21 protein-coding genes are annotated in these 23,831 nt (G+C 47.6%); 15 read left to right on the top strand and 6 right to left on the bottom strand.

Annotation, left to right across the window (positions count from 1 at the left end; translation table 11 throughout):
- Positions 1 to 178 precede the first annotated feature (178 nt).
- Together LHL18_RS01385 and LHL18_RS01380 are read left to right on the top strand one after the other, a co-directional pair.
- Positions 179 to 736 (top strand): GNAT family N-acetyltransferase, encoded by a 558-nt coding sequence (locus LHL18_RS01385; RefSeq protein WP_226765470.1) that lies wholly within the window; start codon positions 179 to 181, stop codon positions 734 to 736.
- 19 nt (positions 737 to 755) lie between these two features.
- Entirely contained in the window at positions 756 to 2,093 is a 1,338-nt protein-coding gene (locus tag LHL18_RS01380; RefSeq protein ID WP_226765469.1) for an NAD(P)/FAD-dependent oxidoreductase, read from the top strand.
- A gap of 38 nt (positions 2,094 to 2,131) precedes the next feature.
- On the opposite strand, the gene LHL18_RS01375 is transcribed toward LHL18_RS01380, so the two are convergent.
- Complete coding sequence (locus tag LHL18_RS01375; protein ID WP_226765468.1) at positions 2,132 to 4,471, bottom strand: TonB-dependent receptor; 2,340 nt, start codon at positions 4,469 to 4,471, stop codon at positions 2,132 to 2,134.
- Positions 4,472 to 4,647: 176 nt separating this feature from the next.
- On the opposite strand from LHL18_RS01375, the gene LHL18_RS01370 reads away from it, so the two are divergent.
- From LHL18_RS01370 to LHL18_RS01350, 5 genes are all read left to right on the top strand, one after another.
- Positions 4,648 to 5,289, top strand: coding sequence for a LysE family translocator (locus tag LHL18_RS01370; RefSeq protein WP_226765467.1), 642 nt, complete (start codon positions 4,648 to 4,650; stop codon positions 5,287 to 5,289).
- A gap of 44 nt (positions 5,290 to 5,333) precedes the next feature.
- Entirely contained in the window at positions 5,334 to 5,861 is a 528-nt protein-coding gene (locus LHL18_RS01365) for a YaeQ family protein (RefSeq protein WP_226765466.1), read from the top strand.
- 94 nt (positions 5,862 to 5,955) lie between these two features.
- Positions 5,956 to 6,870, top strand: coding sequence for an oxygen-dependent tRNA uridine(34) hydroxylase TrhO (gene trhO, locus LHL18_RS01360; protein WP_226765465.1), 915 nt, complete (start codon positions 5,956 to 5,958; stop codon positions 6,868 to 6,870).
- Positions 6,871 to 7,040: 170 nt separating this feature from the next.
- Positions 7,041 to 7,589: a cytochrome b gene (locus LHL18_RS01355; RefSeq protein WP_226765464.1), complete on the top strand. Its 549-nt coding sequence runs from the start codon at positions 7,041 to 7,043 to the stop codon at positions 7,587 to 7,589.
- Between the two features lie 15 nt (positions 7,590 to 7,604).
- Positions 7,605 to 8,174 (top strand): YceI family protein, encoded by a 570-nt coding sequence (locus LHL18_RS01350; RefSeq protein WP_226765463.1) that lies wholly within the window; start codon positions 7,605 to 7,607, stop codon positions 8,172 to 8,174.
- 23 nt (positions 8,175 to 8,197) lie between these two features.
- On the opposite strand, the gene LHL18_RS01345 is transcribed toward LHL18_RS01350, so the two are convergent.
- From LHL18_RS01345 to ubiG, 5 genes are all read right to left on the bottom strand, one after another.
- Entirely contained in the window at positions 8,198 to 9,241 is a 1,044-nt protein-coding gene (locus LHL18_RS01345) for a tetratricopeptide repeat protein (RefSeq protein WP_134054723.1), read from the bottom strand.
- A gap of 70 nt (positions 9,242 to 9,311) precedes the next feature.
- A complete protein-coding gene (gene yfaE, locus LHL18_RS01340; protein ID WP_226765462.1) occupies positions 9,312 to 9,566 on the bottom strand; it encodes a class I ribonucleotide reductase maintenance protein YfaE in 255 nt (84 codons plus the stop codon).
- Positions 9,567 to 9,574: 8 nt separating this feature from the next.
- On the bottom strand, positions 9,575 to 10,705 hold the full coding sequence (nrdB, locus tag LHL18_RS01335) for a class Ia ribonucleoside-diphosphate reductase subunit beta (RefSeq protein ID WP_226765461.1): 1,131 nt from the start codon (positions 10,703 to 10,705) through the stop codon (positions 9,575 to 9,577).
- Positions 10,706 to 10,775: 70 nt separating this feature from the next.
- Positions 10,776 to 13,061, bottom strand: a complete 2,286-nt coding sequence (gene nrdA, locus LHL18_RS01330) for a class 1a ribonucleoside-diphosphate reductase subunit alpha (protein ID WP_134054729.1) — start codon at positions 13,059 to 13,061, stop codon at positions 10,776 to 10,778.
- A 340-nt stretch (positions 13,062 to 13,401) separates the two neighbouring features.
- Complete coding sequence (gene ubiG / locus LHL18_RS01325) at positions 13,402 to 14,127, bottom strand: bifunctional 2-polyprenyl-6-hydroxyphenol methylase/3-demethylubiquinol 3-O-methyltransferase UbiG (RefSeq protein WP_226765460.1); 726 nt, start codon at positions 14,125 to 14,127, stop codon at positions 13,402 to 13,404.
- Between the two features lie 189 nt (positions 14,128 to 14,316).
- On the opposite strand from ubiG, the gene gyrA reads away from it, so the two are divergent.
- The 8 genes from gyrA (at position 14,317) to LHL18_RS01285 (ending at position 23,821) form a co-directional block, all read left to right on the top strand.
- Positions 14,317 to 16,935 (top strand): DNA topoisomerase (ATP-hydrolyzing) subunit A, encoded by a 2,619-nt coding sequence (gyrA, locus tag LHL18_RS01320; RefSeq protein WP_134054734.1) that lies wholly within the window; start codon positions 14,317 to 14,319, stop codon positions 16,933 to 16,935.
- Between the two features lie 131 nt (positions 16,936 to 17,066).
- Positions 17,067 to 18,149, top strand: coding sequence for a 3-phosphoserine/phosphohydroxythreonine transaminase (serC, locus tag LHL18_RS01315; RefSeq protein WP_226765459.1), 1,083 nt, complete (start codon positions 17,067 to 17,069; stop codon positions 18,147 to 18,149).
- On the top strand, positions 18,146 to 19,426 hold the full coding sequence (aroA, locus tag LHL18_RS01310) for a 3-phosphoshikimate 1-carboxyvinyltransferase (protein ID WP_226765458.1): 1,281 nt from the start codon (positions 18,146 to 18,148) through the stop codon (positions 19,424 to 19,426). The genes serC and aroA overlap by 4 nt, the downstream gene beginning before the upstream one ends.
- A 141-nt stretch (positions 19,427 to 19,567) precedes the next feature.
- Entirely contained in the window at positions 19,568 to 20,257 is a 690-nt protein-coding gene (gene cmk, locus LHL18_RS01305; RefSeq protein WP_226765457.1) for a (d)CMP kinase, read from the top strand.
- 110 nt (positions 20,258 to 20,367) lie between these two features.
- Positions 20,368 to 22,047, top strand: a complete 1,680-nt coding sequence (rpsA, locus tag LHL18_RS01300) for a 30S ribosomal protein S1 (RefSeq protein ID WP_134054742.1) — start codon at positions 20,368 to 20,370, stop codon at positions 22,045 to 22,047.
- 64 nt (positions 22,048 to 22,111) lie between these two features.
- The gene (gene ihfB, locus LHL18_RS01295) at positions 22,112 to 22,396 is read left to right on the top strand and encodes an integration host factor subunit beta (protein ID WP_134054744.1); all 285 of its coding nucleotides are present in this window, start codon (positions 22,112 to 22,114) and stop codon (positions 22,394 to 22,396) included.
- A 42-nt stretch (positions 22,397 to 22,438) separates the two neighbouring features.
- The gene (locus tag LHL18_RS01290; protein WP_134054746.1) at positions 22,439 to 22,681 is read left to right on the top strand and encodes a lipopolysaccharide assembly protein LapA domain-containing protein; all 243 of its coding nucleotides are present in this window, start codon (positions 22,439 to 22,441) and stop codon (positions 22,679 to 22,681) included.
- Between the two features lie 3 nt (positions 22,682 to 22,684).
- Positions 22,685 to 23,821 carry an N-acetylglucosaminyl transferase gene (locus tag LHL18_RS01285; protein ID WP_226765456.1) on the top strand — a complete coding sequence of 379 codons (1,137 nt, stop codon included), beginning with the start codon at positions 22,685 to 22,687 and terminating at the stop codon, positions 23,819 to 23,821.
- Positions 23,822 to 23,831: the final 10 nt, after the last annotated feature.

Here is a 23,831-nt window from a genome sequence, read left to right as displayed (position 1 = left end):
TTTTGTTTTTGCGTCCTATTAACCATATTGGATAACTTGGCAGTTGTCTATCGTATATTTTTGTTATTTCATCCCTCATATAGGTAAAATGCCAACGATTGCACAACCCAAAAGAGATTGCGTTTAGGCGTTTAACTGCTTTATAACAACAGGATGAATTACCTATGGATAACTCACTGTGTTAATTACAAAACTTACCCCAGAACATTTTCCTACTGTGGTGGAACTTGCCAACCAGATCCATGGCGATAATTACCTGGATAACGCCAGTCTGCAGTCGATGCAATGTCAGGGCGTGAAAAACGGCATCAATGCCAGCTTTGTTGCAGTTGATAACACAGGTGACATTATCGGATACCGGCTGAGTTTTGCCGCCGGGCAATGGCACAGTGACAGTTGGTGCAGTGAGGCGCTGTGGCCAGTGCCGTTAGATCGTATGGCGTACTTTAAGTCAGTAGGGGTTACAGTAGCTGCACGGGGGCAGGGCGTGGCGTCGGCACTGTTACGCCAGTCTGTACAGGCACTGAAGCAGCAAGGGGCTTTGGCCGGGCTGGCACATATCTGGCGGGAAAGCCCGGGTAATGCCGCTCAGCAGTATTTTAGTCAGGCAGGAGCGACGCTGTTGAAAGTACACCCTGACAAATGGCGGCATTTGTCTGAATCTGCCGGTTATTATTGCCCTGTTTGTGGCGCCTTGTGCCGCTGCAGCGCAGCAGAAATGGTCTTGGTTTTTTAGCGGTAATTCCGGGGTGTCTATGTTGTATGATCCTTTGGTAAATCAGCAAATTGGCTGCAACGCGCCTTATCCTTCATCGTATTGGGCCAATCACACAGAACCCGGTGTAGTAACCTTGCCACTTCGGCATGACATTCAAACTGATGTTGTTGTCATAGGCGCGGGTTACACCGGCCTGAGCTGTGCTTTTCAGCTGGCTAAGCAGTTTTCGCGTGAAGTCGTTGTGCTTGATGCACATCAAACTGGCTGGGGCTGTAGCGGTCGCAATGCTGGTTTTGTGTTGCGCGGCACTGGCCGGCTTGGGATGGCACAGCTTGGCCAGAAGTTTGGCATCGATTGTGCCCGGCTATTTTTTCAGGAGTACGGTGAGGCCATTACGCTGGTAAAGGATATGATGAGACAGGGTAACATTACTTGTCAGGCGCAACCTGCAGGTTACCTTAAAGTTGCCCATAACGCTTCGCTGGCAAAAGATCTGCCGCTGCAGGCCGAATTTTTGCAGAAACAATTTGGCTATAAGGTTCAACACTTGTCTGAAGAGGTGCTTCGCGCTGAGTATATGCATAATGCTCAGGCATATGGCGCAATCCGGTTTCCAGATTGTTTTGGCGTGAACCCGCTGGCTCTTGTTCAAGGCTATGGCCAGCTTGCTTTGGAACACGGCGTAAAACTATATACTGGCTCCCCGGTATTGCACTGGCAACGGACAGCCGAGGGCTTTATTTTACACACCCCAGAAGCTAACGTGCATTGTAAGCAGTTGGTTATGGCGACCAATGCTTATACTGCGAAGAGCTTTTATCCAACCCTTAATGAAGCCTGTTTACCCGTCCTTAGCAGCGTCATCGTGACAAAACCACTGACAGAGCAGCAAATCCTGCAGACCGGCCTTAATCATACTCAGCTGGTAATGGACACCAGAGCATTGAAGTATTACTACCGCAAGCTGCCTGATAACAGGATTTTGTTCGGCGGGCGTAGCGCCGTGCATGGCAAAGATGCCGCTAACCCCAAATATCCACAGCGCTTACTACAGGCACTTAAAACTTGCTTCCCGGTGCTACAGGATGTGTCATACGAGTATCACTGGAGCGGTTGGGTTGCCGTGTCATTTGACGATTTACCCCGTGTGGTGCAGGACGGCAAAAATCTTTTTTACGCTGCTGGCTATTGTGGCAGTGGCGTGTCATTCAGCACTCAGGCCGGGCGCCGGCTGGCTGAACTGGCTATGGGGCTGCCATTGCCAGAACTCCCAATCTATCAGACGCCGCTACGCACCTTTCCACTACCTGCTTTCAGACGTTTAGGCCAGCAGGCTTATTACCAGTGGGGCAGATTTAAAGATCGCTATCTGTAAATCCCGGCAACCAGAATAGCAGCCGGGATTTAGCTTGCTCAGAATGTAGCTCTGATCCCCACAGTAATAGCTCGACCGGGTAAAGGCGCGTCTTGCTTGATAAAAGAACTATGCACAAACGCCAGTTCGTCAGTCACGTTAGTTGCACGTAAAAACGCCGTCATATCGAGCTGTGATATGCTGAAGTCATAATTTATATTGGCGTCCAGCAAGGTGTACGCTGCAGTAGGGCTCTCGTACTGAGCAACCTTGTCCTGTTTAGCGTAACGCGTTACACCTAGGTCGGCGCTCCAGCTGATGCCGCTGTACTGATATCCCAAGCCGGTTTTATAAGGTGGAATGCGAGGTAAGTAGCCGTCGTTATCCAGTTTTGCCCGCACGGCGTCGAAAAACACCAACAAGGCGTTTGAATTATTCAACTGATAACGTGCTTCGAACTCCAAGCCGTACAAGGTCGCATCCTGCTGTTGATACTGATATAGCGGGAAATCATCGTGCAGATGCTCGTCATCTTCGCCATGATCAGCAGATAAGTCAGCCATGGTAAGACCGGTATCAGCTAAATACAGATAGTCATTAATTTTGTTATAGAAGAAATTGTAGGTAAAGGTCAGATCACCTTTAAAACTACGAAAGGTGATATCGATATTGTTTGCTGCTTCCTTTTCAGCTTCGTGCTCTGTCAGCACAATGTCGCCGTTCTGCAGCTGGTAACCAAGGCCAAGCTCATAGCTACTGGTCGCCATATGGGCACCATTAGCATAAAGCTCTGCGGCACTTGGCGCCCGCTCTGAGTGGCTGATGGCAAAAGCCCAGGAAAAGCCGGGGATAAACTCCCACACTACACCGGCAGATGCGCTGACAGCGGTGAAACTGTCTTTTACGGCACCTGAGATGGCGGTATCTGACAAAGGTTTGGCGTCATGTTTGACGTACTCAATCCGGCCGCCTAACTGAGCACTAAGATTGCCAAACTGTTTTTCCTCCAGCACAAACAGCGCTTGCGACAGACTATCAGAATCGGGCGTAAACGCTTCTTCGCCAAAGGCCTGGTAGTCGCTTTGCTGTATATGATATCCGACTAAACCGTGCCAGCCCGCCAGCTCTTCGTGCTCTATCGTCAAACGGCTTTCCAGCGCTTTATTTTTAAAGGTGGTGCCGGGTACATCGTGCTCTATTTCCTGATGCTGATAATCAGTATAAGCCGCTGTCAGTGCCAGGGTTTCAACACCTTTAACAGGGTGATACCATTCACCGGCCAGCGTAAAGCGGTTTTGTTTTAACCTGGCGAATACGCTTTTAGGATCCGCGTCTTCATGCTCTTCGCCGTCTTCGTGCTCATCGTGATGATGCCCAGGGATACCGTAATCAGACTCTAACCTGCCAACACTGAATCCCAGTAAACCACGTTCGCCAATATAACTTAAGCCACCATTCAGGGCTTTACTTTGCAGCCAGGAATTTTCCAGGGTCGTCAGCGTCTCGCTCTCATCATTGATAAACGTTGGCACCTCATAATCGGTCGCATCGCGATTAAAGCCATCCAGGTGCCAGGCAATGTTAGAGCGGCTGCCTTCATGATTTAACGCAACGGTTTTTTCTTCAGATACATCGCTATAGCGGCTTTCCAGTTTCGTCTCGCTTTCGGCGCGTAGCTGGCGGGGAATACGGTTATCAACCACGTTCACCACACCGCCTATAGCACCACTTCCATATAACAGTGTTGCCGGGCCGCGCAGCACTTCAATTTGTTGCGCGGTAATGGCATCTGCAGTAATGGCATGATCCGGGCCGACCCGTGATACATCAGCAGTATCCAAACCGTTGTTCAGCACTTTAACTCTGGGGCCATCCAGACCACGGATCACCGGACTGGAAGCCACGGGGCCATAGTAATTCGCGTGCACACCCGGTTCGTACTTCAATGTTTCACCGATAGTTGGCTCTGTGCGTTTGCTAAGCTCTTCGGCACTTAATACTGACACCGGGGTCGCCATTTCCAGGTTACTCTGATGAATACCGGATGCTGTCACGGTGACGCGCTCGATTGCACCGGGAGACAGCTGAATATTCAGCGACTGCTGGGCGCTGTCAACTGTGACGAAACTGTCGGTGTAGCCTTTAGCAATAATATGCAGTTCAGCATTAGGCGGAGCCTGAATACTAAAACGCCCCTGATCATCAGCATATACATATTGCTGACGGCCATGAACATGGATGCGGGCATTTTTCAATGGCTGACCTTGCAGGTCAGTTACCACGCCTGAATAACGCTCAGCATACTGCTGGGCAGATAAAGGCGAAGTTAGAAAAATAGCAGCTGCCAACGCGCTGTACCGGGCAAGTGGTTTACGAAGAAAAGGGTTAGAGCGGCGCATGGTATTCCCTGTGTAGTGCTATGGTCGGTGATGTTATAACATTTTACAGTTTTAAGGCCTAGCGGCAAGTTGTGATGCGAATAGCGGGCAAAAGTTACTACCAGAATGACTAAATGCTGGCGTAATAAGCTGTTATATCATTAGAATGCTGCTTTTTGTTATATGAGCATCACCCTATGTTGTTTTGGCCGGAATTTTTACTTATTGCTGCGGTACATCTGATGGCTGTTGCCAGTCCCGGGCCTGATTTTGCCATAGTGCTGCGCTATGCAGTCCGTTTTGGCCGCAAGCAGGCGGTTTATGCCAGTATCGGTATAGGCCTGGCGATACTGTTGCACGTCACCTGGTCGTTAGTCGGTATTGCGGTGCTTATTAAAACCACGCCATGGTTATTCAAAACACTGAGTCTGGCAGCAGCGGCATATTTGTTCTACATCGGCGTGCAGGCGCTAAGAAGTAAGGCACCGGCAGAGGCTGAACAGCTCTCTGAACATAAGATAGCCGATGCCGTTCCGTCTGCCGGCAAGTCGTTCATTGCTGGCTTTATTACCAACGGTCTGAATCCAAAAGCGACATTATTTTTTCTGTCGTTGTTTGCAGTCATTATTTCACCTGATACGCCACTTAATTACAAAGTTATTTACGGGCTTTACATGTCTGTTGCGACAGCTGCCTGGTTCTGTATGCTGTCTGTGGTTCTAACTCACACAAAAGTAAGAGGTTTTTTGCTACTTAAAGGTTATTGGTTTGACCGTGTAATGGGGGGGTTACTATTGGCATTAGCTATGCATCTGGTCGTCAGTAGTTTTAGCAGCTAAACTTTGTCGCTGTCAGGCAAAGTCTGACCTGATGGGGAATATCCATGCAAATGGCCAGTAAAGTGGTAACAGTGGATCTCAGTTACAGTTGTGACGCCAGTCATATGTATCAACAACAACGCCACTATATTTCGCCATGGCTTGGCGAAACTGCCGGCCATTTTGCCAAGCGTTTATTAACTTACCTGAGTTTGTACGAACAACAACCTCATTTTGCCAAAGATGGATCTGGCGGCAAATCACCTGATATTTATATTGAAGATCCACAGCATCATTTGCAGTTGTGGTGCCAACTGGAATTGTTGCCGGAAAAACGTCTTCTACGGGCTTCTCATCTGGCAGATGAACTACTGCTAGTACTGGATGAAGCCGAAACCGATAAGGTTCGCCATAACGTTGTTGCGAATCAGCGTATTTTTACACTAAGTGCTGAGCAACTTGCGGCGTTCAGCCTGATGCTGAAAAGTCATATGAAACTCAGTGTCTGGCGTGAGGACCCCCAACTCTGTATTACTGATGGGGAGCACCTGGTGCAACTTAATCTGGCATCACTGCTGGAAAAGCCGCATTAACCCTATGGCCTTGCTATCAGTAGCATGGACGGTATAATACGCGCGTTTTTTTAATTGCTCCGGATTTGCGATCCGGCCCTGCAAGAGGTTTGATATGTACGTAGTTGCTGCTTTATATAAGTTTGTGCGTTTAGCCGATTATGTCACCTTACGTGACACCCTGTACGATACGATGGTTGCGAATAAAGTCAAAGGCACTTTATTACTGGCGGAAGAGGGGATTAACGGTACTATTTGTGGCTCGCGCGAGGGTGTCGATGCGGTGAAAGCCTGGCTGGATGCCGATGGCCGTTTTACCGGCATGAGCTATAAAGAATCGCTGTCAGAAGAGCTGGCTTTTTACCGCACCAAGGTGAAGCTGAAAAAAGAAATTGTAACTATGGGCGTTGAAGGTATCGATCCTGCCAATATTGTTGGTACCTATGTTAAAGGTGAAGATTGGAACACACTTATCTCTGATCCTGATACGGTATTAATCGATACCCGCAACGATTATGAAGTCGCCATCGGTACCTTTAAGAACGCGGTTAACCCGAATACCACTACGTTTCGCGAATTCCCACAGTGGGCAGCTGATAATCTCGACAAGCGCAAGCATAAAAAAGTAGCGATGTTCTGCACAGGCGGTATTCGCTGTGAAAAATCCACCGCTTATTTAAAAGAGCAGGGCTTTGATGAGGTTTATCATCTTGACGGTGGTATTTTAAAGTATCTCGAAGACATGCCTGAAGAAAAAAGCTTGTGGCAAGGTGAGTGCTTCGTATTTGATCAACGGGTAGCAGTGAAACATGGCCTTGAACAAGGTAGTTATGATCAGTGCTACGCTTGTCGTATGCCTTTATCCAAAGAAGAAATGTTATCTGACAACTATGTTAAGGGACTAAGCTGTCCGCATTGCTTTCAAAATACTACTGCCGAGCAAAAAGCCTCGTTTGCAGAGCGCCAGCGTCAGGTTGAGTTGGCTAAGCAACGCGGTGAAAAGCATATCCGTGATGGTAAGTTTGAATAAGCCTTTTAGCTCCCTATAATAAAAAGCCAGCGTTATGCTGGCTTTTTATTTGGCTGCTTCTCTGCCTTAGATGTTGTAACGTTCGATAAATTAGAATGAAATATCGACAATAATGTAATTTTATAAAGGTTTTATTGGTTTATTATCGTGGCGTTATCAAGGAGCTCTGCATGTTCAAAAACAGTCTTACTCACTATGGTTTGGTCAGTGTGTTACTGCACTGGTTAATTGCGCTGGTCGTATTTGGCTTGTTTGCACTGGGCTTTTGGATGGTAGATTTAAGCTATTACAGCGAGTGGTACAAAACTGCACCATACTGGCATAAGAGCATAGGTATATTAATGGCGTTAGCGATGATTTTCCGCTTGTGCTGGCGTTTTATCAGTCCGCCGCCCAAAGCGCTCGCGACACATAAAAGCTGGGAAAAGCAATTATCGGCGATGATGCAGTTATGTTTGTATCTGGGTATTACTGTACTGGTGCTCAGTGGCTATCTGATATCCACTGAAGACGGCAGAGCCATAGCTGTGTTCACTTGGTTTGAAGTGCCGTCACTTGGCGCGTTGTTTGAGAATCAAGCCGATATTGCTGGCTTGGTACACGAATACGTGGCTTATAGTTTAATTTTTTTAGCCACCCTGCACGGGCTGGCCGCAGTAAAGCACCACTTTATTGACAAAGACCATACCCTTAAACGTATGTTTGGAAAAAGACCTTAACTTCAGGAGATTATGATGAAAAAGCTATTGTTAGCAGCGTCACTGGCCGGTTTGATGGCCGTGCCAGCGCAAGCGGCAGATTACGCCATTGACACGCAAGGTGCGCATGCATTTGTTCAGTTCAAGATTAGCCATTTGGGATACAGCTGGTTATATGGCCGTTTTAACACTTTTTCCGGTGACTTCAGCTATGACGCTGACAAGCTAAAGGATGCTAAAATTCAGCTGACAATTGACACCAGCAGTGTTGATTCAAACCATGCAGAACGCGATAAACACTTACGTAGTGGTGATTTCCTGAACGTCAGCAAACATCCTAAGGCAACGTTTGTTAGTACACGCATTGAGCCTAAATCAGGCGACAAGTTCGATCTTTATGGTAACCTGACGCTTAACGGCGTGACCAAAGAAGTTGTCATTGCGGCTGAGAAACTGGGTGAGGGTAAAGATCCGTGGGGCGGATACCGTGCAGGTTTTGCCGGCACCACCACACTGACGTTGAAAGACTTCGCTATTAATACTGATTTAGGTCCGGCATCTGCGACAGTGCAGCTGGATTTGAGCGTTGAAGGTATCCGTAAATAATAAGTACGGCAAAGCAGGAAAGCTTAGTTTTCCTGCTTTGTGTTTGCTGCGGCGGTGCCATCCACCGCGTGCTGTGGCAATTCGTGCTGGATCTCTGCCGCCTGCTTGGCTTTTAACGCACTTAACAGACTAACCAGAATTAAATTAAATTCTTCATCTTCTACCTGTACGTGGGTCAGATTGCTTACCAGCAACGTTGCCTCATAAGTATCACCGGTACGATACATTAGTTGTGCCAATCTCAATGTGGCCCAAGGCAGAGTTTTATTTTCGGTATCATGATAAAACTGTAAATACTGCTGCAGTGCCTTTATACCGGCATTTGCGTCCTGGTCAGCGATAACAGCCAGCCTGCCAATATGATAGAGCGCGTTGTACTTATCTGTTAAATCAGTGGCATATTCTGCCGCTTGCTTATAGCTGTGAAAAGCTGCATCAAATTCGGCCAGTTCGTTTTCAATCTGCGCTTTGCGTGCCAGCAGTCTGGCATTAGGCGGATCCGGCATCATACTATTGAGTAACGCCAAAGCTTCTGTAGGTTTATTGTCGTTAAGTAAAACCCTGGTTTGCGCCAGTAGTGCCTGTGCCGGGCTTTCTTTTGCCAGTTGTTCTGTCATTTGCAGAGCTAAGGCTTTATCACCACCAGCAGCAGCGGGCGCTATGCTATAAAAGTCAATTAATGCCTGGCGGGCTGCATAATGGTCGGGTTTAAGACTGACCGCTTTTTGTAGCAGCGCGACGCCCCGTGCTGCACGATCTTTAGCGGAGAACACATTACCATCGCTGGCAAGACGAATTTTGCTTAAGCCGCCAAGATAAGCCAGCTCGCTATTTTGTGGGAATGTTTCAACGGCATAATTTAATAACGTATTGGCGTCTTCCAGTCTCTTTTGTGCAATTAACGCTCTGGCATAAATCACCAGCAAATCTGCATTCTGCTTATAGTTGTCTTGTTGCACCAGCTGATGTTCCAGTTCTGTATACTGGGCTTTGGCCAATAATTGCTCATAGTGCGGCACATCTACAGTTGCCAGACCAGAAGCAATAAGTAACAGCAAGGCTTTCATCAGTGATCTCCTTAAAGATCGGGGTTATTGGCGCGTAGTCTGCGGCATTTGCCGGTAAATTACCACGATGTCAGGGGATTTCAATATCGATATCTGTCAGCGGAATGCTACAGCAAGGTAAAAACTCACCTTTACGGACAAATGCCAGCGGTTCGTTCAGGTAGCGCACTTCTCCCTGAAGCAACTTACAGCGACAAGCCCCACAGTATCCTTCACGGCAATGAAAATTTACATCGAGTTTCTGCTGCTCCAGCGCGTCAAGCAGCGTACGGCGGCTACCGTCAAAATCAATAACAGCACCGCCGCTTATTTTAACGCTGGGCATCACTACAATTACAGGTCGAAGTCGCCAAAATCAGCACCATCAACTTCGTTGTCTATCTGACCAACCAGGTATGAGCTAATTTCTGCTTCCTGCGGCGCCACCTGTACGTTATCTGACACCAGCCAGGTGTTGATCCACGGAATAGGATTTTGAGTGGTAGGGAAGATGGCTTTTAACCCAATTGCCTGCATCCGGCTATTGGTAATGTATTCAACGTACTGGCACAGAATATCTTTATTCAGACCGATCATTGAACCATCTTTAAACAGAAACTCAGCCCAGTCTTTTTCCTGCTCCGCAGCTTTGCGGAAGATTGCGTAAGCTTCTTCTTCACATTCTTTGGCAATTTGCGCCATCTGTGGGTCGTCATCACCGGCTGCCATTATATTCAGCATATGTTGGGTGCCGGTTAAATGCAGTGCTTCATCGCGGGCAATCAGGCGGATAATTTTAGCATTACCTTCCATTAACTCGCGTTCGGCAAAGGCAAAACTGCAGGCAAAGCTGACATAAAAACGGATAGCTTCAAGTACGTTCACTGACATCACACACAGATACAGCCGGCGCTTAAGCTCATACAGGCTGATAGTCTCGGTTTCACCGTTAATGGTATGCGTACCTTCACCGCAGCGCTGATACAGGTTTATGCCATCAATCAACGCGTCGTAGTAACGGGTAACATCTTCTGCGCGCTGCAGAATTTTTTCATTCAGCATAATATCGTCAAAGACCTTATGCGGTTCGGCACTGATATTACGCACGATATGAGTATAACTGCGGCTGTGAATGGTTTCGCTAAACGCCCAGGTTTCTATCCAGGTTTCCAGCTCAGGCAGAGAAACAATAGGTAAAAACGCCACATTAGGTGAACGGCCCTGAACTGAATCAAGCAGAGTCTGGTATTTCAGGTTGCTGATAAAAATGTGCTTTTCGTGCTCTGGCAGGTTTTGGTAGTCAATGCGATCTTTACTGACATCTACTTCTTCCGGACGCCAGAAAAAACTCAGCTGCTTTTCAATCAGTTTCTCAAAAATACCGTATTTTTGCTGATCGTAACGGGAGACATTAACCGGGTTACCGAAGAACATCGGTTCTTTCATCTGATCATTAATTTGTCGGTTGAAGGTTGTGTACGCCATTGCCACTTATCTTCCTAACAGAGGTTCAATACAAAGTACGGGCTACCTAAGTAGCCCGTTTACTCAATGCTTAAATTTTACAGGCGCCGCCTGCACAGCCATCATCTTCGGGCTCAGCTTTGATATCTTCCTGGACATCCGCTGCACCGTCACGGGTATTGTGGTAGTACATGGTTTTCACACCCAGCTTATACGCCGACAACAGATCCTGTAATAACAGCTTCATAGGTACCTTACCACCTTCGAACTTATTCGGGTCGTAGTTGGTATTGGCCGAAATTGTCTGATCTATAAACTTCTGCATAATCGCAACCAGTGTCAGATAACCGGTGTTATTCGGAATATCCCACAGCAATTCATAGTTATTTTTCAGTCGCTCATACTCTGGAACAACCTGCTTTAGAATACCGTCTTTACTGGCTTTAACGCTGATATGGCCCCGTGGTGGTTCAATACCATTGGTCGCGTTGGAAATTTGCGACGAGGTTTCTGACGGCATTAGCGCTGACAATGTCGAGTTACGCAGACCATGGGTCAGAATATCTTTACGCAATTGCTCCCAGTCCAGCTGAAGCGCTTCTGTGCAGACTTTATCCAGATCCTTTTTATAGGTATCGATCGGCAGAATGCCCTCAGCGTAGGTCGTCTCGTTAAATTTCGGGCAAGCACCGAATTCCTGCGCCAGCTTGTTTGAGGCTTTTAACAGGTAATACTGTATTGCTTCAAAAGTACGGTGAGTCAGGCCATTAGCTGAACCGTCAGAATATTTAACGCCATTTTTTGCCAGATAGTAGGCATAGTTTATTACACCCACGCCTAAGGTACGGCGGTTAATAGACGCATGGAAAGCAGCCGGAATAGGGTAGTCCTGATAATCCAGCAGGCTATCTAATGAGCGTACGGCCAGCTCAGCTAATTCTTCCAGCTCTGATAAGTTCTCAATTGCGCCCAGGTTAAATGCCGACAGGGTGCAAAGTGCTATTTCGCCGTCCGGGTCATTCACATCGTTCATCGGCTTAGTTGGCAGCGCGATTTCCAGACACAGGTTACTCTGGCGAACCGGAGCAAATTTCGGGTTGAACGGGCTGTGAGTATTACAGTGGTCAACGTTCTGCAGATAGATACGGCCGGTACTGGCGCGTTCCTGCATAAACAGCGTAAACAGTTCCAGCGCTTTTAAGCGTTTTTTGCGGATACTGCTGTCGTTTTCGTACTGAACATACAGCTGCTCAAACTTTTCCTGATCTTCAAAAAACGCATCGTATAAGCCAGGAACATCAGATGGGCTAAACAGCGTAATATAATCATCTTTAATTAAGCGGGTGTACATCAGGCGGTTAAACTGCACGCCGTAATCCAAATGACGGACACGGTTCTCTTCAACACCACGGTTATTTTTCAGTACGAGCAGTGATTCCACCTCAAGGTGCCACAGCGGATAAAACAATGTTGCAGCGCCGCCGCGTACACCACCTTGCGAGCAGCTTTTTACCGCAGTCTGAAAGTGCTTGTAAAACGGAATACAACCGGTGTGGAATGCCTCTCCGTTACGGATCGGGCTGCCCAGCGCACGAATGCGACCGGCGTTGATGCCAATACCGGCACGCTGGCTAACGTATTTTACGATGGCACTTGAGGTAGCGTTGATTGAATCAAGGCTATCGCCACACTCAATCAGCACACAAGAGCTGAACTGACGGGTAGGCGTGCGTACACCTGACATAATCGGTGTTGGCAGTGACAGTTTGAATAATGAGCAAGCGTCATAGAAGCGACGCACGTAATCCAGACGGGTTGCCTTGGGGTAATTAGCAAACAAACAGGCCGCAACCAGAATATATAAGAACTGTGCGCTTTCGTAAATAGCACCGGTTACCCGGTTCTGCACCAGATACTTACCCTCAAGTTGCTTCACTGCAGCGTAGCTGAAATTCAGATCGCGACTGTGGTCAATAAAGCTGTTCATCTGCTCCAGCTCTTCACGGCTGTAATCGGCAAGAATATGCTGGTCATAACGGCGTGCTTCAACCATTTTTACCACATGGTCATATAAATGCGGCGGCTCGAATTGGCCATAGGCTTTTTTGCGTAAATGGAATACGGCTAAACGGGCAGCAAGGTACTGATAGTCAGGGCTGTCTTTTGAAATCAGATCTGCGGCAGCCTTAATAATGGTTTCATGAATATCTTCGGATTTAATACCATCATAAAACTGGATATGAGACTTGAGCTCTACCTGAGACACCGACACATTAGATAAACCTTCGGCCGCCCAGGTAATTACGCGGTGAATTTTATCCAGATCTAAAGGTTCACGGCGGCCATCACGTTTAGTGACGAATAGAGATTGAGTCATTGCTGCAGATTTCCATTTCGGTTGTTATTAATGGTTATAGTCAGCCATGTAGCGCACGGCCATTATATCAGCAGCTATTGTTGCTTAATTACACAACATATAGATGCTTTTAAGAAAGTAATCACAAGATAGTGTGGATCAGATCTTTTTGCAAGGCTTGACGAAAGGGAAAAAATGTCGTCTGAATTAGCGGTAAGTGGCTGCTAACCGCGCCGCTAGTGTGCTGAGAAAAGCCTGCCTTACGCAAGCTTTTTTTCTGATTAAATTTATTTGTTCTATCAAACTTTTTTTTATAGCGAGTAGCTATTTGAGTGCGGATAAAATCACCAGCCCCGGAGTTTCAGGCTGGTTTACGTGCAACAACGATGTAATTGACATCCAGCCCCGGGCCTGTCTTAAAGCTGTTACTGACCGGGTTAAAATGCAAACCCGTGGTGTCAGTGATTTCAAGACCGGCCTGTTCCAGATAGCGCATAAGCGTGGACGGACGGATGAATTTACTAAACTCATGCGTGCCTTTAGGCACCAATTTCATAACATGCTCTGCACCTACAATAGCTAACAGGTAAGCTTTCCAGGTTTTATTCAGCGTTGAGAAGAATAGGGTGGCGCCTGGCTTTGCCAAATCCGCACAAGCCTGAATCACTGACATAGGTTCAGGCACATGCTCCAGCATCTCCATACAGGTAACGACATCGAATTGCTCACCGTGTTCTGCTGCATATTGCTCGGCTGTGGCTTGTTGATAGTTAATCGTCACGCCAGCTTCCAGTGCATGCAGTCTGGCGACATTCAGCGAGTCTTGCGCCATATCAAGACCGGTCACATTGGCCCCGCTGCGAGCCATGCTTTCAGCCAAAATACCGCCGCCACAACCTATGTCGATAACTGTTTTACCAAACAGACCCTGCAACTCGTCACTGATATAACTCAGGCGTACCGGGTTTAATAAGTGCAAGGGTTTAAATTCACCGTCCGGATCCCACCAGCGTGAGGCGATATCGTTAAATTTAGCGATTTCATCCGGATCGACGTTAACTTGGGGCTGTTTTGCATCTGCAGTCATATGTTCTAGCTCTTAGGTTTTTGCGCATTATAAAGCCTTGACCTGTTACGGCAATGCCGCTGATAGATTTGCACTGCATTTCATGCATGGCAAGCGGGATTTTCTGTGTTAGAATCCTGCGTTGTCTCGCGCTTTATAACATCGACAAAAGCGAGTTATCTATCTGATTTTAAGGGAAATTAGCGTTTTATGACAGATCTGGCCAGAGAAATAGTTCCTATTAATATCGAAGACGAATTAAAGAATTCGTACCTCGATTATGCCATGAGCGTTATTGTTGGCCGCGCCTTACCGGATGTAAGGGATGGTTTAAAGCCAGTACATCGTCGCGTATTGTTCGCTATGAAGGAACTGGGCAATGACTGGAACAAAGCCTATAAAAAGTCTGCCCGTGTGGTAGGTGACGTTATCGGTAAATATCACCCGCACGGCGACAGTGCTGTGTACGACACTATTGTACGTATGGCGCAACCGTTTTCACTGCGTTACATGCTGGTTGATGGCCAGGGCAACTTCGGTTCTATCGATGGTGATTCTGCTGCAGCGATGCGTTATACCGAAGTACGTATGGCGCGCATTGCGCACGAATTGCTGGCCGATCTTGATAAAGAAACTGTCGACTATGTGCCTAACTACGACGGTACTGAACAAATTCCGGCGGTTATGCCCACCAAGGTACCTAATCTGCTGGTAAACGGTTCAAGCGGTATTGCAGTTGGTATGGCGACCAATATACCGCCACATAACTTAACGGAAGTGATTGACGGCTGTTTAGCGTTGATTGCGAACCCTGATATTGAACTGCATGAATTGATGCAATTTATCCCGGGGCCGGATTTCCCCACGGCGGCTATTATCAACGGCCGTAAAGGTATTGAAGAGGCCTATCGTACCGGCCGGGGTAAGGTGTATATCCGCGCTAAAACCGAGATTGAAACTGACGAGAAAACCGGCCGCGAAGCCATTATCGTTAATGAGATCCCGTATCAGGTTAACAAAGCGCGTCTGATTGAAAAGATTGCCGAACTGGTTAAAGAAAAACGCATTGAAGGTATCTCGGCGCTACGTGATGAGTCTGATAAAGACGGTATGCGTATTGTCATCGAGCTTAAGCGCGGTGAATCCAGTGATGTAATGCTGAACCAGCTGTATGCCAACACCCAAATGCAAACCGTGTTTGGTATCAACATGGTGGCACTGGATCAGGGCCAGCCTAAGCTGTTAAGCCTCAAAGAGATGTTGCAGTGTTTTGTGCTGCACCGCCGTGAAGTGGTAACCCGCCGCACTGTTTACGATTTACGTAAAGCACGCGATCGCGCCCACATCCTGGAAGGTTTGGCTATAGCGCTGGCAAACATCGACGAAATTATCGAGCTGATTAAAACCTCGCCCAGCCCGGCAGAAGCGAAACTACGTTTAGTCGATCGCGGCTGGCAGTTAGGTGATGTAAGCGCCATGCTGGAACGGGCAGGGCAAGACGCTGCCCGCCCAGAGTGGCTGGAAGCGCATTTTGGTATTCGTGACGGTAAATACTTCTTAACTGAGCAGCAGGCACAGGCCATTCTGGATTTACGCTTGCATAAGCTGACCGGACTTGAGCACGAGAAGATCCTTGACGAATACAAGCAGTTATTAGAACTGATTGCTGAATTGCTGCATATTCTGGCAAGCCCAGAGCGCTTAATGGAAGTGATCTGTGAAGAGTTGCAGGCGGTAAAAGAGCAATATGGCGACGCGCGTCGCACTGATATCCAGGACAATATGCTGGATATCAATATGGAAGACTTGATCACCGAAGAAGATGTAGTGGTTACACTGTCTCACTTAGGTTATGCCAAGTACCAGCCGTTATCAGATTACGAAGCACAGCGTCGTGGTGGTAAAGGTAAAGCCGCCACCACAGTAAAAGATGAAGATTTTGTCGACAAACTGCTGGTAGCCAGCACGCACGACACTATTCTGTGTTTCTCTAACCGTGGCCGTCTGTACTGGATGAAAGTATATCAGTTGCCACTGGCCAGCCGCACGGCGCGCGGTAAGCCAATCGTGAACTTACTGCCACTGGAAGAAGGTGAGCGCATTAATGCTATTCTGCCGGTACGTGAATACGAAGAAAACAAATACGTCTTCATGGCAACGGCTAATGGTACCGTGAAGAAAACCGCACTGACTGAATACTCGCGCCCGCGCTCTAACGGTATTATTGCGGTTAACCTGAACGACGGCGACCGCTTAATCGGCGTCGGCATTACCGATGGTAGCAGTGAAATAATGCTGTTCTCAGATGACGGCAAAGTAGTACGGTTTGCTGAAGATCAGGTGCGTAGCATGGGTCGTACCGCAACGGGCGTACGCGGTATTAAATTGCGCGAAGGTGGCTCAGTGGTTTCATTGATCATTCCAAATGGCAATGGCCCGGTACTGACAGTCACCGAAAACGGTTACGGTAAACGCACGGCACTACAGGAATACCCGGCGAAGAGCCGTGCTACACAGGGCGTTGTGTCGATTAAAGTATCAGAGCGTAATGGCCTGGTTGTAGGTGCCGTACAGGTAAATGAGCTGGATGAAATCATGATGATTTCAAACAAAGGCACTCTGGTTCGTACCCGTGTCAACGAAGTATCTGAAGTTGGCCGTAATACCCAGGGCGTTATTCTGATCCGCACCGCAGACAACGAAAAAGTAGTTGGCGTGGAAAAGATTGACGAAATCCAGGATGCTGAAGAGTTAGCAGCGGCAGAAGCAGAGAAAGCCGCAAGCACTGTACTGACCGATACGCAGTTAGCGCAGGATGAAGAAGAGTAACACCCAGATAAAACGGGCGCTTTTGCGCTCGTTTTGCTTTTAAGCGCAGATAAAAGACCGGTTAAGCCGGCGGCACGTTTAACAACCAAGCCAGTGCATTAGAACGCTAATTCAGGAGCAAGTAGTACATTATGACCACCTTTAATTTTTGTGCCGGGCCGGCAATGTTGCCGGTAGAGGTAATGCAGCAGGCACAACAGGAGTTTATAAACTGGCAACAGCAGGGTTGCTCAGTGATGGAGCTTAGCCACCGCAGCAAGGCATTTATTCAGGTCGCCGCGCAAGCGGAACAAGATTTACGCGATTTGCTCGCTATTCCGCAGAATTATAAAGTGTTATTTATGCACGGCGGTGGTCGTGGCCAATTCTCGGCAGTACCATTGAATTTGTTAAAGGCAGGACAAACTGCCGACTACATCGTCTCCGGTGCCTGGTCCAAATCAGCGGTTGAAGAAGCAACTAAATACGGCCAGATTAATGTGCAGGATATCCGCCAGAAGACGGCGGAAGGTATTCGCTCAATCGTTGCACCATCAGACTGGCAACTAACAGCAGGTGCCGCTTATGTGCATTGTTGCCCGAATGAAACCGTAGACGGTGTTGAGTTTACCGGTTTGCCTGATACCAGCAGCCCAATTATCGCGGATTTATCGTCAACGATTTTATCAAGGCCAATCGATATCAGCCGTTATGGCGTGATCTATGCTGGCGCACAGAAAAATATCGGTCCTTCCGGTTTAACACTGGCTATCGTACGCGAAGATTTATTGCCGTCTAAAGAAACCGTTATTCCTTCCGTGCTGGATTATCGTCTGGCTGCTGAAAATGACAGCATGTTTAATACACCACCAACTTTTGCCTGGTATCTCGCCGGGCTGGTGTTTAAATGGTTAAAACACCAGGGTGGCGTAACCGCCATGGCTACGCGTAACCAAGCGAAGGCTACTTTACTTTATGATTATATTGATAAAAGTGACTTCTACTCTAACGATGTGGACCCAAGCTACCGCTCTTGGATGAATGTGCCTTTTTTCCTTGGCGATGAGCGTTTGAATGATATGTTTGTCGAACAGGCGGAGCATCATGGCCTGCTGGCACTTAAAGGCCATCGTATGGTTGGCGGTATGCGGGCCAGTATTTACAACGCTATGCCACTGGAAGGCGTACAAACCCTGGTAAGTTTTATGCAAGAATTTGAGCGGGTGCACGGATGAAGACACTGACATTAGAACCCATTGCGAAAGTTAACGGCGAAGTACATTTGCCGGGCTCAAAAAGCATCTCTAACCGGGTGTTGCTTCTTGCGGCTCTGGCAGAAGGCACAACGCAGATCAGTAACTTACTTGATAGTGACGATGTCAGGCACATGCTTAATGCGCTAACCTCGCTTGGGGTCAACTACACACTGTCGCCGTGCCGCACTGAGTGTAAGGTACAGGGGCTGGGCGGGTTATTTAGTCATCCTCATGCCATCACCCTGTTTCTCGGCAACGCCGGCACCGCCATGCGGCCTTTAACTGCGGCGTTAGCCGCATCCAGTGTCGATGTTACCCTGACTGGCGAGCCCCGCATGTATGAGCGGCCAATTGGTCACTTAGTTGATGCGTTGCAGCAGTGGCATGCGGAGATAAACTATTTACAGCAAGATGGTTTTCCGCCTTTGCGTATTAAAGGCCAGCCACTGAACGGTGGCACGATAAAAATCGATGGCAGTATTTCAAGCCAGTTTTTAACTGCAGTATTAATGGTGGCGCCGTTACTTAACGGTAACAGTGAAATAGAGATTATTGGCGAGTTGGTATCCAAGCCTTATATCGACATTACGCTGGCCCTGATGCAACGCTTTGGTGTTGATGTGGTCAATCACGGCTATCAGCGCTTTAGCATCAGTGGCAATCAACAATATCGTTCCCCAGGTAAATGGCTGGTGGAGGGGGATGCATCTTCAGCCTCTTATTTTCTGGCAGCAGCTGCCATTAAAGGTGGCAGTATTAAAGTGACCGGTATTGGCAAACACGCTGTGCAGGGCGACATTCATTTTGCTGATGCACTGGAAGCAATGGGCGCCGATGTTGAATGGGCCGATGATTATATAAAGGTAACGCGTAACAAGCTGATCGGTATTGATCGTGATTATAACGCCATACCGGATGCCGCGATGACCATAGCCACTGCGGCGTTGTTTGCTGAGGGCCCAACTATTATCCGTAACGTGTACAACTGGCGGGTAAAAGAAACAGACCGCTTAGCTGCCATGGCGACTGAACTTCGCAAAGTTGGAGCTGAGGTTGAAGAAGGCCACGATTATCTGAAAATAGTCCCGCCGTCTCAACTGAAGCATGCGAGTATCGCAACCTACAACGACCATCGCATGGCGATGTGTTTCTCTTTGGTTGCGTTAAGTGATACTGCCGTGACTATTGAAGACCCTGACTGCACAGCAAAGACCTTCCCTGACTACTTCAGTGTCTTTCAGCAACTGGCTCGCTAGATAGCGCGTCATCCAGACGCGTAGCCTTCTGAGCGCGCGTCTTTCCTTCGTTTTATCGTAATTAAACACAGATTTTGTCGCAAAAAGCTGTATAATACCGCCGTTTTTAAATCCGATTAACCAGTAGTTAAAGGGGGTAGGATGCCACACTCTGCAGCAGTAATTACCATTGATGGCCCGGGTGGTTCAGGCAAAGGCACTATTTGTCGCTTGCTGGCTCAGCGCTTAGGCTGGCAATTACTGGACAGTGGCGCCATATATCGGGTTTTGGCTTTAGCTGCTATGCATCATCAAATCGAAAGTGATGACGAAGAAGCGCTGCAACCTCTGGCTGCGCACCTCGATGTTCAGTTTAGTAGTGACGAAACAGGCAACATGCGTATTACGCTGGAAGGCGAAAACGTTACACACACGATCCGTACGCAGGAAGTTGCTGATATTGCGTCAAAAATTGCTTCATTGCCGCGGGTTCGCGAAGCGCTGCTGCGTCGTCAGCGTGCTTTTGCTGAAGAGCCGGGCCTGGTTGCGGATGGTCGCGATATGGGGACGGTAGTTTTCCCCCAGGCAGACGTTAAAATATTTTTAACCGCCACCGCCGAAGAGCGCGCCAGACGGCGTTATTTGGAGTTGAAAGAAAAGGGCTTTGATGTTAACATCGGCGACCTTTTGAGCGAAATCCAGGCTAGGGACGAGCGCGATATGAACCGCGCCACTGCGCCATTAAAACCGGCTGCTGATGCCTATATGCTGGATTCGACAAACAAAACGATTGAACAAGTGTTGGAAGAGGTACTGAACTACACCGGCATGAAGTTGCCAGCTGTGGTATGAACCAGGCCAAAACCGCATTTTGGACAGCCTGTTAAATGGATTTAAACAGGTTAATTTAGCAACCCCACAACGCATGATGCAGCGTGGAGCACTTAACTGAAAAAGTGAATATGACTGAAAATTTTGCACAATTATTTGAGGAAAGCCTCAAAGCCATCGAAACCCGTCCGGGTGCCATTGTTAAAGGTACTGTTGTTGCCGTTCTGAAAGACGTCGTTATGGTTGACGCTGGTCTGAAATCAGAAGCTGCAATTCCGGTTGAACAGTTCAAATCTCTGAACGGCGAAATCGAAGTTAGCGTTGGCGACATCATTGACGTAGCGTTAGACGCGATTGAAGATGGTTTCGGTGAAACCTTACTGTCGCGCGAAAAAGCGAAACGTCACGAAGCCTGGGTACGCCTGGAAAAAGCTTGTGAAGACAAAGAAACTGTTATCGGTGTTATCACTGGTAAAGTTAAAGGTGGCTTCACGGTTGAAGTTGACGGTATTCGTGCATTCCTGCCTGGTTCATTAGTAGACGTACGTCCGGTGCGTGACACTCTGCACCTGGAAAACAAAGAACTTGAGTTCAAAGTTATCAAACTGGATCAGAAGCGTAACAACGTGGTGGTATCACGTCGTGCGGTTATTGAATCAGAAAGCAGCCATGAGCGTGACCAGCTGTTAGAAACGCTGGAAGAAGGCATGGAAGTTAAAGGTATCGTTAAGAACCTGACTGACTACGGTGCATTCGTTGACTTAGGTGGCGTAGACGGCTTACTGCATATCACTGATATGGCATGGAAGCGCGTTAAGCACCCAAGCGAAATCGTTAACGTTGGCGACGAAATTCCGGTAAAAGTACTGAAATTCGACCGCGAGAAGCAACGCGTATCTTTAGGCCTGAAACAAATGGGCGAAGATCCGTGGGCAGCTATCGCTTCACGTTACCCAGAAGGTGCGAAAATCACTGGTCGCGTAACTAACCTGACTGACTACGGCTGCTTCGTTGAAATCGAAGAAGGCGTTGAAGGTTTAGTACACGTATCTGAAATGGACTGGACTAACAAGAACATCCACCCATCTAAAGTAGTTAACCTGGGTGATACTGTTGAAGTTATGGTTCTGGAAATCGACGAAGAACGCCGTCGTATTTCTTTAGGTCTGAAGCAGTGTAAAGCTAACCCATGGGAAGAGTTCGCTAAGGGCTTCAACAAGGGTGACCGTGTAAGCGGTAAGATCAAGTCAATCACTGACTTCGGTATCTTCATCGGCTTGGATGGCGGCATCGATGGTCTGGTTCACCTGTCAGACATTTCTTGGAACGCCACTGGCGAAGAAGCCGTTCGCGAGTTCAAGAAAGGCGACGAAGTACACGCCGTTGTACTGCAAGTTGACCCAGAGCGCGAGCGTATTTCTTTAGGTATCAAGCAACTGGATGAAGATCCGTTCAATGGTTACCTTGCTGACAACAAAAAAGGTGCTATCGTTAAAGGTGAAGTAACTGCCGTTGACGCTAAAGGCGCTACTGTGATGTTAGAAGGTGCTGTAGAAGGTTATATCCGTGTATCTGACATCGCGCGTGAGCGTATCGAAGATGCAACTACTGTACTGAAAGTAGGCGAAGAAGTTGAAGCTCGTTTAATGGGTGTTGACCGCAAAAACCGCGTAATCAGCCTGTCAATCAAAGCGAAGTTCGAAGCTGAAGAAAAAGAAGCTATGGATACTATCAACAGCAAGCAACAAGAAGCTGATTTTGGTGGTAACGCTATGGCCGAAGCATTTAAAGCTGCTCAGAAGCAGGATTAATTGCTAACAAAGCAGGGGGCAAATGCCTCCTGCTTTATCCATTAGCAGGTTTGCCGGAGGGTCTATGACCAAGTCTGAATTAATTGAAAAATTAGCTACTGATTTCCCACATATTCAGGTCAAGGATGTTGAAGCTTCAGTTAAAGAAATCCTCGAGCAGATGGCACAGTCATTAGCTGGCAACGAACGAATTGAAATTCGTGGTTTTGGCAGTTTCTCATTGCATTACCGTGCACCTCGCGTAGGCCGTAACCCTAAAACGGGCGATAAAGTTGAGTTAGACGGAAAATATGTCCCTCACTTTAAACCAGGCAAAGAGTTACGTGACCGGGTAAAAGACAACACCTGATTGCTCTGTTATTGAGATGTTCAGGCGTAACCGGAGTATCCCTTGCGCAGACTACTTTATATCGTCGTATTAGTAGCCCTGATTTTGGCAGGGGTACTGTTTGGTTCTATCAATCAGCAGGTTGCTGATTTAAACCTTCTTGTCATCAGTGTTCAGCTCAGAGTAGTTGATATCGCACTATTGTTCTTACTGCTTGGTATGTTACTTGGCTGGCTTATCATCATGTTGTATTCCTTACAACGTAAAGCTAAGGGTTGGCTGCGTAAATCAACGGAAAGCCACTAACCTATGTTGGAGCTGCTGTTTTTATTATTACCGGTAGCAGCAGCCTACGGCTGGTTTATGGGGCGAAACAGCGTAAAACATAAAGAGCTGAAAGGCCGGGCCAGCATTACCCGAAATTTATCGTCGGGTTTGAATTTTCTGCTGACAGATCAAGAAGACAAAGCCATTGAGCAGCTGCTGGAACTGCTGGATATTGAAGCGGCGACCATCGAAACCTACCTTGCATTAGCGAATCTGTTCCGCCGTAAAGGTGATTGGGATAAAGCTATTCGCATACATGAAAAACTGCACCAGTTAAAGCTGCCTAAGCCACAAGCACAGCAAATACAATTTGAGCTGGCAAAAGATTATTTTTCTGCAGGTTTGTATGACCGGGCAGAGAAACTGCTGGTCACGCTGGTAAAATCGCCGTCTCTGGGCGAGGCGGCTTTAAAGCAGTTATTCAGTATTTTTATTGCTACTCACGAGTGGAGTAAAGCAAAACAATATAGCGCAGCTGTTGATGCTACTAACTCTCGATCACTGCGCATAGCGCAGGCTAATATGCAGATAGAGGCGCAAAAACAATCGTCTGATACCAACATCACCTTAATAGCAGAACTTGCTGAGCGTTATCCGGCAGCGATACGGCCAAAATATGAGTTGGCCCAGCAAGCTATACAGGTAAACGAAAAGGCGCTGGCAAAATCTGCATTGCTCTATATTGCTGAACACAAGCCACAATGGGCAGCTGATATATTACCGTTATTGCAACAGTGCAATTTAGCCGGTGAAGAGTGGTATCAGTTGCTTAGCCATCTGGCTAATAAACATAACAATATTACAGCGACGGTGTTATTAGCAGCCTGGCTATCGGAACATGGATCCGCCACCGCTGCAGAGCAATTTTTACTGGATAAACTGACACAACAGCCCAGTATTCGCCTTTTTCAGCAGCTACTACAAATAAGACAACAGCAGTCAGCACCGGCCGCAGAAGTACTATCGTCTGTAAAAGAGCTGGTAAATGCTTATCTGGATAAAAAGTCGTTATACGGCTGCCGTAATTGCGGCTTTAAGACCCGAAAACATTATTGGTTATGTCCCTCTTGCCAGCAGTGGGAAACTGTTGAACCTGTTGGTGGTATAGATGGGCGTTAGAAGTAAAGGA

It is taken from the genome of Rheinheimera aquimaris, from assembly GCF_020531985.1.
GTDB lineage: Bacteria > Pseudomonadota > Gammaproteobacteria > Enterobacterales > Alteromonadaceae > Alishewanella > Alishewanella aquimaris.
This window is presented reverse-complemented; position numbering and strand designations above follow the sequence as displayed.

Coding starts and splice junctions, on each gene's coding strand:
- LHL18_RS01380 (WP_226765469.1), top strand. CDS start 756: ATGTTGTATGATCCTTTGGTAAATCAGCAAATTGGCTGCAACGCGCCT.
- LHL18_RS01375 (WP_226765468.1), bottom strand. CDS start 4,471: ATGCGCCGCTCTAACCCTTTTCTTCGTAAACCACTTGCCCGGTACAGC.
- LHL18_RS01370 (WP_226765467.1), top strand. CDS start 4,648: ATGTTGTTTTGGCCGGAATTTTTACTTATTGCTGCGGTACATCTGATG.
- LHL18_RS01365 (WP_226765466.1), top strand. CDS start 5,334: ATGCAAATGGCCAGTAAAGTGGTAACAGTGGATCTCAGTTACAGTTGT.
- trhO (WP_226765465.1), top strand. CDS start 5,956: ATGTACGTAGTTGCTGCTTTATATAAGTTTGTGCGTTTAGCCGATTAT.
- LHL18_RS01355 (WP_226765464.1), top strand. CDS start 7,041: ATGTTCAAAAACAGTCTTACTCACTATGGTTTGGTCAGTGTGTTACTG.
- LHL18_RS01350 (WP_226765463.1), top strand. CDS start 7,605: ATGAAAAAGCTATTGTTAGCAGCGTCACTGGCCGGTTTGATGGCCGTG.
- LHL18_RS01345 (WP_134054723.1), bottom strand. CDS start 9,241: ATGAAAGCCTTGCTGTTACTTATTGCTTCTGGTCTGGCAACTGTAGAT.
- yfaE (WP_226765462.1), bottom strand. CDS start 9,566: ATGCCCAGCGTTAAAATAAGCGGCGGTGCTGTTATTGATTTTGACGGT.
- nrdB (WP_226765461.1), bottom strand. CDS start 10,705: ATGGCGTACACAACCTTCAACCGACAAATTAATGATCAGATGAAAGAA.
- nrdA (WP_134054729.1), bottom strand. CDS start 13,061: ATGACTCAATCTCTATTCGTCACTAAACGTGATGGCCGCCGTGAACCT.
- ubiG (WP_226765460.1), bottom strand. CDS start 14,127: ATGACTGCAGATGCAAAACAGCCCCAAGTTAACGTCGATCCGGATGAA.
- gyrA (WP_134054734.1), top strand. CDS start 14,317: ATGACAGATCTGGCCAGAGAAATAGTTCCTATTAATATCGAAGACGAA.
- serC (WP_226765459.1), top strand. CDS start 17,067: ATGACCACCTTTAATTTTTGTGCCGGGCCGGCAATGTTGCCGGTAGAG.
- aroA (WP_226765458.1), top strand. CDS start 18,146: ATGAAGACACTGACATTAGAACCCATTGCGAAAGTTAACGGCGAAGTA.
- cmk (WP_226765457.1), top strand. CDS start 19,568: ATGCCACACTCTGCAGCAGTAATTACCATTGATGGCCCGGGTGGTTCA.
- rpsA (WP_134054742.1), top strand. CDS start 20,368: ATGACTGAAAATTTTGCACAATTATTTGAGGAAAGCCTCAAAGCCATC.
- ihfB (WP_134054744.1), top strand. CDS start 22,112: ATGACCAAGTCTGAATTAATTGAAAAATTAGCTACTGATTTCCCACAT.
- LHL18_RS01285 (WP_226765456.1), top strand. CDS start 22,685: ATGTTGGAGCTGCTGTTTTTATTATTACCGGTAGCAGCAGCCTACGGC.